Here is a 17388-nt window from a genome sequence, read left to right on the forward strand (position 1 = left end):
CGACGCTGCCGCGCATGCACCCCTGCTCCTGACAGCGCATGGCGTCGCCCACTGCAGCCAGCGGAAAACGGCGGTGGCGGTGGCGTAAAGCAAGTGTGACAGACGCCCGGTGCAGGGGATTGAATTGCCTCACTGCAGCCTTACTCGAGCCGACTCACCCGGTGCCACGGTTACTGCTGTGCGCTGGTCTTCCCCCCACAGAACGAGGTAGTCTCCCGCTGGCAGGGAAAGCAACTGTCCCGGACGCCCCCGGGCAACGGTTTCCTCTTCGGCGTTGCTGACCGCGAAGCGGGTGATGGTGGCCTCCAGCAGCGCCGACTTGAGTGAGTCGCGGTCGGTGGCGGCGAAGTAGCTGCCGTTGCCGAGATCTGCCCAGGCAGCAAACTCCGCTGCCAGGGCGTCGTCGTCGATGGCGAAGCCTACAATGTTCACGGTGATATCCCAGCCCCGCTTGCGCAGGCCCGTGATGGCGGCGGCGGGATCGCCCTCGCAGGTTTCCTCGCCGTCCGTGAGTACGACCAGCAACCTTTTGCCCGGCACGTCGGCGAGGTCGCCGGCGGCCAATTCAATGGAGCGTCCCAGCGGGGTGCGCGCCAGGTTCATGGCGTTGATGTCATTGATGACCGACGTGGCGGCGACGGGTTCCAGGGGTGCCAGGGGGATCTCCAGGTCGGTGCGGCAACTGCCGGCTTCGCGGTGGCCGAATACCCGCAGGGCAAAGCCGGTACCGGGAGGAATGGTATCGCTGACCAGCGCGGCGAGAGTCTGCCGCGCGATCTCCACCCGGCGCTCGCCATCCAGGCGTTGCAACATCGAGCCGGAGGCATCGAAAATGACGCCAACCGCGTCGCCGGGCCCAAGCGCCGGGCGTACCTGCTCCACCAGCAGTGTGCCGGGCGGCTCCGGTGCCGGTAGTACCCGCAGCGGGTGCCTGGCCATTTCGCGCCCGTGTCGGGTGACATAGACAAGGGTGAAGTCGCCATCCACTGGCGGCGCGACCAGACGGGTTTCCGGTTCATCGGTGCGAATATAGCTGTAGGCGAGGGTACCGCCTTCGGCGTCCATGACCTCGATCCGGTCGCCGTGGTTGCCGTTGCCCTGCCAGGTGGCGATGAAGGGCTTCACCGCCTGGACTTCCGCTGGCGCGTCCAGGGCGATCTGCGCCGGCATGACCTCCACCGGGCTGCGGCCGATCACCCGGCCGCCGACGGTATAGACCACATCCAGAGACCCGGGCTGCTCCGGAGCCCGCAGGCTGACGACGTTGTCGTCGCCATTGTTGACGTATACATAGCTACTGCCGCGCAGGGGCTCGCCGTCGCGGCTGGCGAAGGTAATCTGATCCTGCGCGTTGCGCGGTCCTTCCCACGTGACCCGCAATGTGCCTCCGGCGTGTACCTCCGGGGCGTGGTGCAGGGTGGCGTTGATCGACGCCACCGATACCGCGGCCCGGGCGAGGATGGTGGAGCCGCTCAGATAGGCCACGTCGTACTCGCCAGGGTCCAGCGGGGCCCGCAGCTTCGCCTTGCCTCCGCGGCTGTTGCCAACGTAAGTGTAGCTGGCACCGCGAATGCGGGGGCCGTCGCGCTCGGCAATCACCAGCAAGTCCTGGCGACTGTTCGGCCCGGTCCACGCGACCTCGAAGTCCGCTCCGGCGTCGATGCTGGCCGGTGCCTCCACGCCCGCCTCCGGCAGGAACACCGTCAGGTCTGCGCTGGCGCGGACTTCCTTCTCCTGCAGGAGGACGATCCGGTACTCCCCCGGGGCCTCCGGCGCGAGTATTGGCTGCGGGTTGTCGCGGACGTAGGCGTAGCTGCCCCGTACCGGGGTGCCGGTAGTGCTGCGGATCTCCAGCAGGCCCCCGGCTTCCGGCGCGGTCCAGTGGATTTTCAGGGTCTCGCGGATGTGGGCTCGCTCTGGAGCTTCCAGTGCATAGTCCCCGGCCCAGGCGGGCACCGTTACCAGCGCCGCCAACAACATCGTCATGAGCTTTTGCATTGTCGTCTTCCTTATCTTCTTATCATTCCAGCATAGGCCAGTCGCGTGCGGTTGTCGTGGAGCTGTTCGTTGTTCCGGTGTATTGCAAACGATAACCATTCGCATTAAAGTGTGGGCGTATCCCGTTACGGAGCCAGCTCATGCGTTTGCGTTTTCTTTGTCCCCATCACCGCTCCCTGATCGAGACGGACCCGTCCCGGGCCCGGTCCAGCTGGGAGCTGAGCCACAGCAAGGCGTTGGAATTCAGACAGCGAGGGGCGACGGAACAGTCGATCGCCGCGGCCGGCTGCGCGCTGGAGGCCGCGGAAGCGTTGCTGGTGCTGCACGGCTGCCGCTCGGAACAGGATCTCAGGTGCTTTACCGATTCAGCGGTCCTGCTGCGGCAGACGCTACCGGCATTGCGACAGGCGGGGCTTGTCCGCGGCTTACTGGCCGGATGTCATGCTCGCCTGGAGGCGCTTATGGCCGACGGCGCCGACAAGCGGCTGGTGCTTGAATGCTGCCAGCGTCTGTCCCTGGCCGATGCCCAGGGCACAAACTCAATGGTTCTGGAAACCCTCGGCACCACGGTGCATTGATCCGTGACGGCCGCCACTGGAAAGCCACCTGCGCCACCGCCGGAGATGGTCCAGCTGGAACTGCCCTGTGAGGTTCTGCGGCGACTCTTGCGCGACCACCGGCTGGTGGCCTGCGAGCTGCGCTGTCTCAACGGGCAGTCCAGGGACCTGGTGCGGGAGGCGGTGAAGGACTGCCTCAGGATGGCTGCGGAGCGGCGGCGCGAGTCTCAGCCCCCCGCAGAGGCATAACTCCGCCCCGGCACCTCGTCCGCGTCCGTTTCCAGCAGATACTCCTCGTAGGTGCCCCGGAAATCGACCAGCTCGCGGCCCTTGATCTCGATCACCCGGGTGGCGAGCGAGGAGACGAATTCGCGGTCGTGGCTGACAAAAATCAGCGTGCCGTCGTAGTGCTCCAGTGCCAGGTTGAGCGCCTCGATGGCCTCCATGTCCAGGTGGTTGGTGGGCTCGTCGAGGATCATCACGTTGGCGTCAGTCATCATCATCTTGCCAAACAGCAGGCGGTTTTTCTCGCCGCCGGAGCAGACCCGTGCCTTCTTCTTGAAGTCGTCGGATGAAAACAGCAGTTTCCCCAGGGTGGCGCGGACGATCTGGTCGTCGTGGTGGGGCTTGCGCCACTGGCACATCCAGTCGAACAGGTTCAGGTCGCTGTCGAACTCCGCGGTGCTGTCCTGGGGGCAGTAGGCGACGGTGGCGTTCTCGGCCCACTTGACCTTGCCGGCGACGGGCTGCAGTTCGTTGAGCAGGCAGCGCAGGAAGGTGGTCTTGCCGGCGCCGTTCTCGCCAATGATCGCCAGCCGCGTGCCCGCATCCAGCAGCAGGTTGGCACCGCTGAACAGTGTTTCCCCGTCGTAGCCGTGGCCGAGGTTTTCCAGCACCAGGGCCTGGCGGTGCAGCTTCTTGTCCTGGCGGAAGCGGATGTACGGACTCTGCCGGCTGGAGGCCTTGATCTCGTCCAGCTTGATCTTGTCGAGCTGCTTGGCTCGCGAGGTGGCCTGTTTGGCCTTGGAGGCGTTGGCGGAGAAGCGGCTGACGAACTGCTGCAGGTCGGCGATCTGGGCCGACTTCTTTGCGTTTTCCGAGTGCAGGCGCTCGCGGGCCATGGTCGAGGCGGTCATGAAATCGTCGTAGTTGCCGGGATAAACGCGCAGCTCGCCATAGTCGATGTCCGCCATGTGGGTGCAGGTGGCGTTGAGGAAGTGGCGGTCGTGGGAGATGATCACCATGGTGCTCTTGCGCGCATTCAGCACCCCTTCCAGCCAGCGAATGGTGTTGATATCGAGGTTGTTGGTGGGCTCGTCCAGCAGCAGGATATCCGGGTCGGAGAACAGGGCCTGGGCCAGCAGCACCCGCAGCTTCAGGCCCGGCGCGACTTCGCTCATGGGGCCGAAGTGCAGTTCCGTGCCGATGCCGGCGCCCAGCAGGATCTCGCCGGCGCGGCTCTCCGCAGTGTAGCCATCCATCTCGGCGAAGTGTGTTTCCAGCTCCGCGACCTGCATCCCGTCCTCGTCGGACATCTCCGCCAGGCCGTAGATACGGTCGCGCTCCTGCTTTACCGCCCACAGTTCGGCGTGGCCCATGATCACGGCGTCGATCACGGAATACTGCTCGAAGGCGAACTGATCCTGGCTCAGCTTGCCGATACGCTCATTGGGCGAGATCGACACGTTGCCGGCGCTGGGCGCCAGGCTGCCATCGAGGATCTTCATCAGGGTCGACTTGCCGCAACCATTGGCGCCGATGAGGCCGTAGCGGTTGCCGTCGCCGAACTTGACGGAAATGTTTTCGAACAAGGGCTTGGCGCCAAATTGCATGGTGACGTTTGCTGCGCTGATCACTGTGGTGTACCTGAGGGGAAGATGGGTGGAGCGAGGTTTTATACCGCGGCAGGCCGCGGACTATACAGAGTACGGGAGGCCGAGTCGAGTTTTGGCCTGCGGGGGATTTCAGACCTTTTCTACCTGCGGGATAATGGTCACACATTGCTGCAGCGACCCAACAGGTGGAGATGCCATGTTTGTTACGATTGCCCGAGCACGACGACTGCTCGTCGCCGCCCTGCTGTTGACGGCCACTGGCGCCGCAGCAGATGCCGCCAGGGACACTGCCACCGGGCTGAGTCCCGCCAGCATTGCGCACGCACGTGGGCTGCGGGACCAGGCTCTGGACGGCTCGCTCGCCTGGGACATGGTCGAGGCGCTGACCACCGAGGTCGGGCCGCGGCTTGCCGGCACCGAGGCCGAAGCACGGGCCCGGGACTGGGCCGTGCAGCGCCTGCGCGCCATGGGCTTCGAGAACGTGCGGGTGGAGCCGTTTACCATCCCCGGCTGGGAGCGCGGCGAGGAGCGCGCGGTGTTGCTGGCGCCGTTCCCGCAGCCGCTGGAAATCACTGGTCTGGGTGGATCCGTGGGTACCCCCGGGGACGGCCTGGAGGCGGAACTGGTGCCCTTCGAGAGTCTCGCCGCCCTGCGTGCCACCGCCCCCGGCAGTCTCGACGGCAAGATCGCCTACGTCAGCCACGCCATGCAGCGTACCCAGGACGGGTCCAGCTACGGCTTCTACGGAACCCTGCGCCGGGTCGGCGCCAGCGTGGCGGCGGAGAAGGGGGCCGTTGCGATTTTGATCCGCTCCATCGGCACTGACAGCCACCGTTTCCCCCACACCGGGCAGATGCGCTACGCCGAGGGCGTCCCCCGGATTCCGGCCGCCGCCCTGTCCAACCCTGACGCCGACCAGATTGAGCGGGTGGTCCGTCGCGGCCAGCCCATGCGCGTGCACCTGGCAATGAGCCCACAGGCCAGCAGCGAGGCACCCAGTGGCAACGTGATCGCCGAGATTGTCGGTCGCGAACGCCCGGAGGAAATTGTCATCATCGGCGGCCACCTGGACAGCTGGGACCTGGGCACCGGGGCCATCGACGACGGCGCCGGCGTGGCCATCACCACTGCCGCGGCGAAGCTGATCCTCGACAGCGGCCAGCGGCCCCGGCGCACCCTGCGCCTGATTCTCTGGGGCGCGGAGGAGGTCGGCCTGCTGGGCGGCTACGAGTATCTGCGGGCACACCGGGAGCAGCTCCCGCAGCATATCATTGGCACCGAGAGCGATTTTGGCGCCGAGCGGATCTGGCAACTGACGGCGCAGGTGTCGCCGGCGGGGCAGGCGGTGGTGGATATCATGAGCGAGCTGCTGGCGCCGCTGGGTGTGGCCCCGGGGAGCATGGACAAGGCCGGCTCCGGGCCGGACCTGGTGCCGATGGTGGAGGCGGGGCTGCCGTCGCTGCGGCTGGTGCAAAACGGCATGGACTACTTCGACCTGCACCACACCCACGACGACACCCTGGACAAGATCGACCCGGTGGCGCTGGACCAGAATGTCGCGGCCTATGTGGTATTCGCCTGGCTGGCGGCGGACAGCACGGTCAATTTCCGGCGTTGAGCCGCAATACCGACGCCCGCTTGTCCGGCCCGTCGTGGGACCAGCCGGGCGCCAGCAGCAGGTAGCGCAGGCGCTCGCCCCAGGTCCCGGCCCGGCGCAGGTCGCGGCCGATGGCGCGGTACTCGTGGCTGAGCACGGTCCAGGGGTTGTCGGAGTCAATATTGGTGGTCAGCCCGTAGACCACGGGCTCGTCATCCCGCTCTTCACTGAAGGTGCCGAACAGCCGGTCCCAGATGATCAGCACGCCGCCGTGGTTGCGGTCCAGGTAGCGCACGTTGGAGCCGTGGTGCACCCGGTGGTGGGAGGGGGTATTAAACACGGCCTCGATCCAGGGGTGCAGCTTGCCCACCGCCTGGGTGTGGATCCAGAACTGGTAGAACAGGTTGATGCCGATCACGGTGATGATCATCGCCGGGTCAAAGCCCAGCAGCGGCAGCCACAGCCAGAACAGGAACTTGTGCAGCCGCTCGCCCACACCCTGGCGCAGGGCCGTGCCGAAATTCAGATACTGCGATGAGTGGTGATTGACGTGCCCGGCCCACAGCAGTCGCACCTCGTGGTTGGCGCGGTGGAACCAGTAGTAGGTGAAATCGTCCAGCAGGAACAGCAGCAGCCAGGCCCACCACTGGCGGCCGATCACGTCCTTGAGTGGACTCAGCTCATGCAGCTGGAAGAAGATTGCCAGCGCCAGCAGACGTGGCAGCAGCTCCACGATACCGGAGGCCACCAGCATCGACAGGGAGGCGAGGGTGTCGGTCAGGCGATAGCGGTTGAGGTGGTGGCGGCGGGAATACAGGGCTTCCGCCAGGATGGCCGCCAGATACAGCGGCACCGCCAGCAGGCTGAGGTCGTCCTGCAGGAGCTCTTCAACCAAGGGGGCCTTCGCTCGCTTGCATTTCGGCCGCCGGGATGCGGTCCGCGCCCCAGCTGTGGTGAATCCTGGCGATCACCCGGTCCAGTTCTTCCTGTGCCACCTGTGCCAGCTCCCCTCGTTCCAGTGGATCGTAGTGGAAAATGTACAGCCGCGAAGCGAACTCCTCGAAGGGCAGGGAAGACTCCCCGAAGCGCTCGCCATTGCCCGCCGTGCTCACCCTGATGCCATCGCCCCAGTCCTGGCCGCTGTCATTGTTGGGATTGTAAAAATATAGCCGCATTACGTCTGATGGATCAATGTTCACCCGCAGCAGGCTGATGGCGTGCCAGCCGATGAAGCGGGCGGCACTGTCGGTAACAGCGATGCCGGCAGGCTGGGGGTGGATCAGCGGCAGCTCACCGTTGTAGTAGGGATGATAGCTGGCGTAGAAATGGCGCAGGAAGGCGTCGAGATCCTCCAGATGCCCGGTGGCGACATCGACGTTGATACGGAAGCCGCGCCCGGACCACCAGCCGTGAAACTCGGGGTTGACCCAGCGGTGCGGGTCGCCCTCGCGGCCGATGCAGCGCCGGCCCATTTCCGCATAAATGCGATCCAGGTGCGGCACCACCAGCAGGGACACCGGATCCAGGTCCAGGGGCAGGCTGGTGGCGACACCGCCGGCGCTTTCCAGGGAGGAAATCGACTGCCCCTCGAAATGCATGATGATCTCGTCATCCCGCGCCGCCCAGGCCACCATCTGCAGCAGATAGTCCGGGTCGCTGTAGGCCCACATCGACAGCGCCCGGGCCGACTGGCAGGTGGGATTGTTGCCCTGGCCCACGCCGAGGGGCTGGCCCAGCATGCACAGCACACCTTCCAGCAGCCGCGCCCGGGGGGACACGGTGTCGCCAAAGGCCAGGGTCAGGCGCTGTTGCGACCAGTCGGACAGCTCCAGGCCCAGCTGGCGCTGCAGCGCCGGGGCCATGGAAGGCTGGTAGAGGATGCCGCGCTCCAACAGCAAGGCCAGGCCGTAGATCGCCTGTGCCGTGGGTGGATGCACACAGGCGCGGATCAATGCCTGAACCAGGTCGCGGTAGCAGAGCAGGCAGTCGCGCCCGGTCGCCGACAGACCCAGCGCCTCGGCCAGAAAATGTTCACCTTGATCCAGCAGGAAACGCAGCAGTACCGGGTGGTAGGGCGACACCAGGCCGGTGTCGTGCATGGCGCGGGCAAAACCGATCGCCTCACTGTGCAGGGCGGAGGGGTCCATGCTGGCCAGGCGTTCCCGGTACTCGGCGACACCGGGATCCTCCTGGCAGCCCCGGGTAGGGCTGAACAGGGAGCTCACCAGGCGATTGGCGCCCTGGCCGCTGGCACCGAGGTCGATGTCCGGGTTTGCCTGGCAGCTGGCAATTTGCGTGATCATGCTCTTGACCGCATCGACCTGGATCGGGCGCTGTTCCAGGATGCGCCAGATCTCGTCGATCAGCTGGTCGATCACATGCTCATAACCAATACGCTCGGTGAGGTACTGGAACAGATTGCGTGGCAGCTGCGCCAACCGCCCCTGGGTTTCCCGCTCGGCTTCGGTCGCCGGGCCAAACAGCAGGGTCAGGTTGATGGCAATCACCTGGGTCAGATAGTGATGGGCCTGCTCCGCGGAAATCAGCGGGTGCGGATATTCTCCATGCGCTATGGCCAGCAGACGCAGTTCACTCAGCGCCTCGATCACGACGATGTTGGCATCGGCACTGCCGAGGGAATGAGGCGTCAGCGCCGGCACCAGGATCTGCGGCGTGGCCCAGTCGGAGCCGGCAAAAATACCGGCTTCGTCGATGGCCCGGGCCCGGGTTGCCACGGCGGCACAGCCGCCCGGTTGCAACATTACCCGGCGCGCGGTGTCCAGCACTCGCGGCAGCTTGCCCGGCTTGGCGAACTCCGGCGCCGAGGCCAGCAGGGCAGTGGCCTCGTCCAGATGCGCCAGCAGGCCTGCAAGTTTGTCGTTATCCCCGGTCAATTCCAATACCGCGCTAATCTATACATAGTAATCCACATCTTCCTGATGCTTGAGCAGATCGCGCAGCTGTTGCGGATCCGGGCCCTTGAAGTACACCAGGCCCCAGTGCGTACCGAAGGCGGTGCGTTTGGTCACGGTTTCTTCCAGTGGTGAAGTCAGCTCGTGGGATTCAAAGTAGGGATGATCTTCCACTTCCTCGGGAATTTCCAGTTTGCTGACCACCCGCCGGCGGGGATAGACCCCGAAGCAGCCGGCGTAGCCATTGGCATCCTCGATTTCGCGGGGAAAGAAGGCGGCCACTTCATCCGTGGTGGTTTTGGGGTCGAATACCAGCATTGTCGCCTGGTAGGCGTTGAAACCGTAGACTCGCTCCAGCAGCTCGAATACCTTGAAGCCGGGCGGCCGGTAGGCAACCTCGCCAAAGTACATCTCGCCGTCACTGGTGACGAAGTATTCCGGGTGGATAAGGCCAAATTCAATATCGAAGGTCTTGATCAGCTTCTTGATCTGAGCGGTGATTTGCTCCCGGTAGGATTCCAGTTCCGGTGACGCCGGCACAAACACCGAATAGCCCAGGGTGACGTACTCGGAGATGTTGAGGAAGGCGATCTTGCCGTTGTGTATCCAGGCCTCGACGGCAAACTCCCAGCCATCCAGGTGCGACTCCATCAGCACCGGGAATTCCTCGTCGGGGATGGAATCCACTTCGTCCGGTGTGCGGATCACGCGGTGGCCGAGACAACCGGCCTTGTCGAAGGCCTTGAGGTGGATGGGGTCATTGGGGTCGCCGTCCAGCTTCAGCAGGGTCTGGTTGACGCGCTTCAGGAAGCGGATCACGTCGGCCTTGTCGTGCGCCTCCTCGAAGATACCCACCCGGATACCACCGAGCTGGGCCCGGCGCTTCATCAGCGACTTGTCGCGCAACAGCAGGGACTGGCCGTACAGGTGCGGATTGCCCAGCAGCACCGAGTTGATGGCGCCGGCCCATTCCACGGTTTCCTCGAACATGGGAATGGCGACATCGACCCCCATGTCTTTCAGGGTCTCGGCGATTTCCAGCGAGCGGTCATTGAGGCGCTCGAAATTCCAGGGCAGGTAGGGAATGTCGTGTTCCTTGCAATACGCTTCCGCCCAGTCGGGTGCCACGACAACGTAGCGACGGTTGAATTTCTCGGCAGCTTCCACTGCGTTCAGGCTCCAGCCCAGCAGGGCGAGGTAACCCTTTTGCGGATCTTTGTCCATGTGCGCCTCCAGAGTTCGGCGAAGTGAAGGGTTTGCAGAAGTGAATTGAAGACAAACCCGGCGAAAACACCACCATCATACACGATCTGAGCTGATATCTCATTTGGGGTGTTGCCCGGTGCGGCTTTTGGCTATGCTGGCGGCCCCGGTAAAACAAGGGTAATTGTCGATGGAAATGGACCTGCTTGCCAGCACTGAGCCCGACCTCCGCAGCCGCTTTCGCGGTTGCCTGCTGGGCGGCGCGGCGGGTGATGCGCTGGGTGCGGCGGTGGAATTCCACAGCCGCAGCGAGATCCTCAAGCGCTTCGGTGGCGACGGCATTCGCCTCTATGCACCGGCCTACGGTCAGCCCTGCGCCATCACCGACGATACCCAGATGACCCTGTTCACCGCCGAGGGCCTGATCCGCGGCCTGATGCGCTACCGCGACAGCGGTCTGATCGAGTACCCCAGTGTCACCGCCTGGGCCTACCAGCGCTGGTTGCTGACCCAGGGCCAGCACAATGTCTTCGACCTGGACCCCCTGCATCCGGACGCGGGCTGGCTGTACGAAGTGGACGCGCTGCACAGTGCCCGCGCACCGGGGAACACCTGCCTCAGCGCCCTGCGCAATACCCGCGTGCCCGGCGAACCCGCAATGAACGACAGCAAGGGCTGCGGCGGCGTGATGCGGGTGGCGCCGGCGGGGCTGTTTGCGGATTCCGCGCAGGAAGCCTTCGACCTGGGTTGCGAATTTGCCGCCCTGACCCACGGCCATCCCACGGGTTGGCTCGCTGGCGGCGCGCTGGCAGCCATGGTGACCGTGCTGCGCGACGGCGGCGACATGAGCGATGCCCTGGATGTGGCGCTGGATTGCCTGAGCGAGCGCATGGATGCCGACGAAACCATCAACGCCCTGGATAAGGCGGCCGACCTGGCGGCCACTGATACGTCCTGCGACGAGGCCATCGCCCGCCTGGGTGGCGGCTGGATAGCCGAGGAGGCGCTGGCCATCTCCGTCTACTGCGCGCTGGTGGCCACCGATTTCCACGAGGCTCTGGTGATCGCCGTCAACCACGACGGCGACTCCGACTCCACCGGCGCCATCACGGGCAACCTGCTGGGGGTGCAGTGGGGCGTGGAGCACATTCCCGCCGAACTGCTGGAACCGCTGGAACTGCGCGACGTCATCACCCAGGTCGCCGATGACCTGCTGGATTGCGTCGACTGGCAGCTGGATGAGGCGGTGCTGCAGCGTTATCCGGCTTTTTAGCGTGGGAGCGCACTCCGTGCGCGACCGCCTACCGCCCATCCCATCGTCGCTGCGCCGCCCTCTTATCCCATTGCAGGAGCGCACTGGCCCAGGCCACCCTCTCTGGGCGCTGCGCAGCCATTCACCTTGTCCGTGCGCGCCCCCCTACTGCCCCGACAGGCGTTTCCCCAGTTTCGGTCAACAACTGCTCGCCTGCCGCCGGCAGCAGCTGCCAGCGAAAGGCCAGTTCCTGCCCCTCATTGCCCGCCGCCATAAGGTGTGGATCCCGAAGTAGGTGGCCGCGGTGTATTCCGCGGCGGGTGCACGATCCTGCACCCAGCGGCCCTGGCGGGCGGCTTCCGGGTTGGCCTGCAGGTACTTCGCGCGGTCCTCCGGCGGCGCCTCACCCTGCTGGATCTGTTGGCTCAGGCGCAGCAGGCCGAGGAATTGCTGGGGGTGAAGCTGCCCGCCGCACAGACGCCTCGGGCATGGCCCTTGCGGACGCCGGGGTGGCTGCCGTTGAGCTGCTCGAACACCTCGATGAAGCCGGTGGCGGAATGGTTTCAGCGGCTGCGATAGCCAATCAGCTCACGTAACTGCCCTGTTAGTCATCAAATACGGCCAAAATCTCCGCGGAGATCTGATCGGAATTGATGGGCACTCACATCACGCTCTGAATCGCCGGCACCGCGACCGCCAGCAGGGTCACGCCCATCAGGGCTGACAGCACCCGGAAGTTGCCGCTCATGGTCGCTTCTATGGAGGCGAGTTTGACGTCCTGCTGGTTGAGGCGAGCCGTCAACGTGGACTCCACGGCGATAAACCGCTTATCCAACTTCGCATCCTGCTCCGCAAACGCCGCACGCAGGGTGCTGTCAAGGTAATCCTTGGTGACGATGTTGTCCGCGTAGAACCCGAATGCTTCTGCCATTAGCTCCGCCTGCACTTCCGCCTGCGATTCCGGAACCCCCGAGTCCTTCAGGCGCCGGGCATACTTCAGTGAATCAAAGGCCAGTGTTGCCATAGCTTAGCCTCCCTGCTGAGCCTGTGCCAACCATGCCTGAAATGTCGGGAAGAGCGTACATCCATTCCAGCCAAGTTCGGAGATGATCCCATCACCCAGGGCGTCAGCAAGCCCCTTGATCCATCAAATGCGGCCAAAATCTCCGCGGAGATCTGGTCGGAATTGATGGGTACTCACATAACGCTCTGAATCGCCGGCACCGCCACCGCCAGCAGTGTCACACCCATCAAGGCTGACAGCACCCGGAAGTTGCCGTTCATGGTGGCTTCGATGGAGGAGAGCTTGACGTCCTGCTGGTTGAGGCGGGTAGTGATCATCGTCTCCAGTTCCACTTTCAGGCCCGTTTTCAGATCCCCGAGCTGGTGCTCAATATCGACAAATCGCTGATCAATACTCGCAAACCGCTGATCAATGGCAGCAAACCGCTTCTCGAACGTCGCATCCTGCTCCGCAAACGCCGCCCGCAGGGCGATATCCAAGTACTCCTTGGTGACGATGTTGTCCGCATAGAACCCGAATGCTTCCGCCATCAGCTCCGCCTGTACCTCCGCCTGGGATTCCGGCACGCCAGCGTCCTTCAAACGCCGGGCATACTTCAACGAATCAAACGCCAGTGTTGCCAAAGCATAGCCCTCCTGTCCGCGCCTGCCAAGCATGCCCAATCATCCCAAATCCGCCGCCAAAACCGTACATCAAATCCGTCCAGCTTATCGATCAAATCCGCCCAGCCGACCCATTAAAAACGCGTCCCGAACCCACACCTGCCTGAAAACGCGACCTGTACAGCCATCCACCATGGCCAGCCCGCCGCGGCGTCAGTACTGTGATGCACATCAAAGTCAATCACAGCGTGCGTAGGCAGGGGGTGCGGTTTCCCCCATACTTCGAGGATTGGGGGAAATAACAAGACGTGAAATTCATCCATACATCCGACTGGCAAATCGGCATGACCCGGGCCTTCCTGAGCCAGGAAGCCGCGGCCCGCTATAGCCAGGCGCGCATCGACGCCATCCGCGCCCTCGGGCAGCTGGCCGCGGAGCACGATGCGCAGTTCATGGTGGTGGCGGGGGACGTGTTCGAGTCCAACCAGCTCTCGGCCCAGACCCTGAGCCGTGCCCTGGATGCGCTGAACTCCGTGCCGGTGCCGGTATTCCTGCTGCCCGGCAACCACGACCCGCTGGATGCCTCCTCCATCTTCCGCAGCGAGCGTTTTCGTGCCGAAGCGAAAAAGCACCTCATCGTTGTCACCGACAGCACGCCGATCCCGGTACCGGGCCTGACCAATCTGGAAGTGGTCGGCGCGCCCTGGTTCAGCAAGCGCCCGGCGGCGGACCTCTGCGCCAAAGCCCTGCAGACCCTGGAACCCGCCCCGGGCGTCACCCGCATTCTGCTCGGCCACGGCCAGGTGGATTCCCTGTCACCGGATCACAGCCAGCCCGGCGTCATCAGCCAGGCCCTGCTGGAACAGGCACTGGCAGAAGGCCGCGTGCACTACGTGGCCCTGGGCGACCGCCACTCCCTGACCAACGTCGGCACCAGCGGCCGCCTGTGCTATTCCGGCACCCCGCTGGTGACGGATTTCGACGAAGTGGACCCGAATCAGGCCCTGCTGGTGGAACTGGACCACGAGACCTGCCGGCTCACGCCACATACCACGGGGTACTGGGATTTCCAGGCGGTACAGCGGGACATTAACGGACCGGAAGACCTGGCCGCGTTCGCCCAGTGGCTGGACGCCATCCGTGGCAAGGAATGCAGCGTGCTCAAGGTCGGCTTTACCGGTAGCGTCAACCTGGCCCTGGCGGCGGAACTGGACGCCCTGCTGGAAGCGCAGTCCCACCTCTTCGCCAGCCTCAAGCGCCGCGCGCGCACCACGGACCTCGCCGTCATCCCCGACGCCCTGGACGACAACGCCATTGCCCTCAGCGGCTACGCCGACGCCACCTGGAAAGCCCTGTTGGAGCGCGCCGCCAGCGACGACACCGCCACCGATGCCCTGCGCCTGATGTACCGGCTGGCGGGTGGCGCCGCCAGCGCTATAAGGAGCGCCGCCAGCGAAACAAAGGGCCCCGGCAGCGAGCAGGGAGGGCGGGGCGCATGAAGCTTGTTTCCCTCACCCTGGAAAACTGGCGCGGCGTCAGCGCCAGCCAGATCGAATTCGACAGCGGCGTCACCCTCATCGAGGGCCCCAACGAGGTCGGCAAGTCCTCCCTGGTGGAGGCCCTGCGCATGCTGTTCCGGGAAAAGTCCGGCTCGAAGAAAAAGGAAGTACAGGCCGTGCAGCCCGTGGGCGAGGACGTGGGCAGCAGCGTCGCTGCCGAGGTCCGCTGCTGCGACTACCACTTCACTTACAGCAAAACCTACAACCGCAAGCACGGCACCGAGCTGCGCATCCTCGCGCCCCGGGCGGAACAGCTCACCGGCGACGATGCCCACAACCGCGCCTGGGACATCCTCAGCGGCCATATGGACATGGCCCTGTGGGACGCGCTGCTGGTGGAGCAGGGCAAGGAGATCGGCGGCGTCAAACTGGCGGACTCCGACGGCCTGGCCCGGGCGCTGGACAATGCCGCCGGCGGCGCCGGGGCCAGCGGCGAGGAAAGCGCCCTGTTCGATGCCGTGCAGGCCGAATACGAGCGCTACTTCACCCTGAAGACCGGCAAGCCGCGCTACGGCGACGAGCAGCAGCGCGTGGAAAAAAATCACGAGAAGGTGCAGCAGCTGCAGACCACCCTGCGCGAACTGGAAGACGACCTGCGCCGTTTCGAAGGCGTCTCCGCGGAGATTTCCCGCCTGCAGCGCGCCGTGCCCGAACTGCAGGCAGCCAAGGATCAGCACGAGCAGCGCTGGGCGGCCATCGATGGCCTGCAGTCCCGCCTGATCGCCAAGGAGGAAGAGGGCAAGCCCCTGCAGGAGCTGCTGGTCCACGCCCGCAATCAGTGGCAGCAACGCCAGCAAGCGGTGGCAGACATCGCCCGCCGGGCGCAGGAACTGGAACAGAAGCAGGCCGCGCTGCAGCCGCTGGCGGAGCAGGTGGCAGAACTGGAGCACACCGTGCAGGCCGCCGAGGCCACCCAGAAGGAATTGCAAACCCAGCGCCGCGCCCTCCAACATGCCCTGCAGCAGGCCCGCCGCGATGCCGCCTACCTGCAGGACGCCGCCGAGCTGGCCCGCCTTGAGCAGCTGCTGGCCAGAGTGCAAGCCCAGCGCGGCGAACTGGCTGCCGCGCGCGAGACCCTCGCGGGCATCCATATCACCAGCGCCGGTCGCAAAGAGATCCAGGCTGCCGCCAGCGCCCTGGACGTCGCTACCCGCACCCGCGACAACGCCGCTACCCGCCTCACCATTGAGGCGCTGCAGGCGCTGGACTGGCAGTTGAATGATGAGGCGGTCAGCCTGCGCCCGGGCGCAACACTGGAGCGGCAGGTGGCGGCCACCCTGCAGCTGGAGATCCCTGAGCTTGCGCGCATCAGCATCGCCCCCGCGGCCTCCGCCGGCGAACTGGCGGCGGAAGTGGACGCCCGGCAGCAGGAACTGGATGCCCTGCTGGCCCGCTTCCAGGTGCGCAGAGTGGAGCAGGCCATCGCTCAGGACGAACAGCGGGCGGATGCCGAACAGACCGTGCGCAGCGTGCGCGAGCGCATCGAAGACACCTTGCAGGGCGCGGACGAAGAATCCCTGCAGGCGGATTACACGCGGCTGCAGCAGGCCTGCGACGATGCCCTGCAACAGCGCGACCCGGACCAGCCCCTGCCCGCCAGCGCGCACGAAGCCAAACAGCAGCTCGAGACCGCCGCTGAAGCCCTGGACGCCTGCGAATCCGAACGGGACCAAGAGGCCGGCCGCTTGGAAACACAGCGCGGCGAACTCACCCGCGCCCAGGCCAAACAGCAACAGGCCAGTGTTGAGGCGAATGCGCTTACCAGCGTGCTCGAAGACAAGCGCAGCAGCCTGGCGCAAGCGATAGAGGCCGAACCAGACGCCACCCTCGAAGAGGCGGTAGCGGACCGGGAACAGCAGCTCGCGGCCATCACCGCGGAACTGGAACAGCTGCGCGCCCAGCTACAGTCGGAAGACCCGGACAGCGCCAGGCTGCAACTGGACAACGCCAGCCACGCCCTGCGCCGCGCCGAGCGCGACATTATCGAACAGCAGCAGGAACAGGCCGTACTCAAAAGCCGCCTGGACCGCGCCCAGGCCAATGGCCTGTTCGAAGAACTGGAAGCCGCCGAGCAGGCCCTGGCGGAAGCCGAAGACACCCTCGCCGCCACCGAGCGCCGCGCCGCTGCCGCCAAACTGCTGTGGGAGACCCTCAACCAACACCGCGACGCCTCCCGCCAGGCCTACGTGCGCCCCCTGCGGGAAGGCATCCAGAACCTGGGCAAGATCGTCTTCGGCAGCGACTTCGACATCGCCCTGGACGAGGACTGGACCATCCTCAGCGTGACCCGCAGCGGCCAGACCGTCCCCTTCGACTCACTCAGCGTGGGCGCCAAGGAACAGCTCGGTATCCTCACCCGCCTGGCCGCCGCCCGCATCGTCGCCGACGAGGGCGGCGTGCCGGTGATTATCGACGACGCCCTGGGCTTCTCCGATCCCACCCGCCTGCAGAGTATGGGCGCAGCGATTGCTGCGGCTGGCAGGGATGCGCAGGTGGTGGTGCTGACGTGTACGCCGGGGCGGTTTATGTATTTGGGGGAGGTGGGGGTTAGGAGGTTGTGAGTGGTGATGGGTTGGCGGGTTAATTCGGGTGGATTTTGGAGTGCGCCGGCTCGATAAGCTGATGAAAGTAAGGGGAAATATATGTGTTTCTTGTCTGGTGTACAGGGATTAGTCGGCGCGATGTTATACGGCGCGGTCCGTATAATTAGCTGTTGAACTAAACCGCTTCGCGGTGGCTCCATCCGCCAGCCCTCCGCCACGCTGACCTCCCTAAAATATCCCACACTTATCACACGGCATTGTGCCGTTCACTCAACCAGTGAGGTGATAAGTCATGACTCCGTTACG

General features: G+C 64.9%; 14 protein-coding genes. 7 read left to right on the forward strand and 7 right to left on the reverse strand.

The window, feature by feature from the left end; translation table 11 throughout:
- Positions 1–129: 129 nt before the first annotated feature.
- Positions 130–1998, reverse strand: a complete 1869-nt coding sequence (locus tag RLO07_RS05915) for a vWA domain-containing protein (protein ID WP_462291204.1) — start codon at positions 1996–1998, stop codon at positions 130–132.
- 140 nt (positions 1999–2138) lie between these two features.
- On the opposite strand from RLO07_RS05915, the gene RLO07_RS05920 reads away from it, so the two are divergent.
- Together RLO07_RS05920 and RLO07_RS05925 are read left to right on the forward strand one after the other, a co-directional pair.
- Entirely contained in the window at positions 2139–2576 is a 438-nt protein-coding gene (locus RLO07_RS05920; protein WP_462291205.1) for a hypothetical protein, read from the forward strand.
- Between the two features lie 3 nt (positions 2577–2579).
- The gene (locus tag RLO07_RS05925) at positions 2580–2804 is read left to right on the forward strand and encodes a hypothetical protein (RefSeq protein WP_462291206.1); all 225 of its coding nucleotides are present in this window, start codon (positions 2580–2582) and stop codon (positions 2802–2804) included.
- Here RLO07_RS05925 and RLO07_RS05930 read toward each other — a convergent pair.
- On the reverse strand, positions 2783–4411 hold the full coding sequence (locus RLO07_RS05930; protein ID WP_462291207.1) for an ABC-F family ATPase: 1629 nt from the start codon (positions 4409–4411) through the stop codon (positions 2783–2785). The genes RLO07_RS05925 and RLO07_RS05930 overlap by 22 nt on opposite strands.
- 175 nt (positions 4412–4586) lie before the next feature.
- On the opposite strand from RLO07_RS05930, the gene RLO07_RS05935 reads away from it, so the two are divergent.
- Entirely contained in the window at positions 4587–6008 is a 1422-nt protein-coding gene (locus RLO07_RS05935; RefSeq protein ID WP_462291208.1) for a M20/M25/M40 family metallo-hydrolase, read from the forward strand.
- Here the strand turns inward: RLO07_RS05935 and RLO07_RS05940 are convergent.
- The 3 genes from RLO07_RS05940 to RLO07_RS05950 are packed head-to-tail and all read right to left on the reverse strand — an operon-like array spanning position 5992 to position 10123.
- Positions 5992–6882, reverse strand: coding sequence for a sterol desaturase family protein (locus RLO07_RS05940; protein WP_462291209.1), 891 nt, complete (start codon positions 6880–6882; stop codon positions 5992–5994). The genes RLO07_RS05935 and RLO07_RS05940 overlap by 17 nt on opposite strands.
- Positions 6875–8887, reverse strand: a complete 2013-nt coding sequence (locus RLO07_RS05945; RefSeq protein WP_462291210.1) for a hypothetical protein — start codon at positions 8885–8887, stop codon at positions 6875–6877. Before RLO07_RS05945 ends, RLO07_RS05940 begins: the two co-directional genes overlap by 8 nt.
- Before the next feature lie 12 nt (positions 8888–8899).
- Complete coding sequence (locus RLO07_RS05950) at positions 8900–10123, reverse strand: ATP-grasp domain-containing protein (protein ID WP_462291211.1); 1224 nt, start codon at positions 10121–10123, stop codon at positions 8900–8902.
- 169 nt (positions 10124–10292) lie between these two features.
- Here RLO07_RS05950 and RLO07_RS05955 point away from each other — a divergent pair, with 169 nt between their 5' ends.
- Entirely contained in the window at positions 10293–11375 is a 1083-nt protein-coding gene (locus tag RLO07_RS05955) for an ADP-ribosylglycohydrolase family protein (protein ID WP_462291212.1), read from the forward strand.
- Between the two features lie 258 nt (positions 11376–11633).
- Entirely contained in the window at positions 11634–11933 is a 300-nt protein-coding gene (locus tag RLO07_RS05960) for a hypothetical protein (RefSeq protein ID WP_462291213.1), read from the forward strand.
- A gap of 82 nt (positions 11934–12015) precedes the next feature.
- Here RLO07_RS05960 and RLO07_RS05965 read toward each other — a convergent pair whose 3' ends face one another.
- Together RLO07_RS05965 and RLO07_RS05970 are read right to left on the reverse strand one after the other, a co-directional pair.
- Entirely contained in the window at positions 12016–12378 is a 363-nt protein-coding gene (locus tag RLO07_RS05965; protein ID WP_462291214.1) for a hypothetical protein, read from the reverse strand.
- A 173-nt stretch (positions 12379–12551) separates the two neighbouring features.
- Positions 12552–13001, reverse strand: a complete 450-nt coding sequence (locus tag RLO07_RS05970; RefSeq protein WP_462291215.1) for a hypothetical protein — start codon at positions 12999–13001, stop codon at positions 12552–12554.
- Between the two features lie 287 nt (positions 13002–13288).
- On the opposite strand from RLO07_RS05970, the gene RLO07_RS05975 reads away from it, so the two are divergent.
- Positions 13289–14479 (forward strand): metallophosphoesterase family protein, encoded by a 1191-nt coding sequence (locus RLO07_RS05975; protein WP_462291216.1) that lies wholly within the window; start codon positions 13289–13291, stop codon positions 14477–14479.
- Positions 14476–17100, forward strand: coding sequence for an ATP-binding protein (locus RLO07_RS05980; protein ID WP_462291217.1), 2625 nt, complete (start codon positions 14476–14478; stop codon positions 17098–17100). The genes RLO07_RS05975 and RLO07_RS05980 overlap by 4 nt, the downstream gene beginning before the upstream one ends.
- Positions 17101–17388: the final 288 nt, after the last annotated feature.

This window comes from Haliea sp. (assembly GCF_040221975.1).
GTDB lineage: Bacteria > Pseudomonadota > Gammaproteobacteria > Pseudomonadales > Halieaceae > Haliea.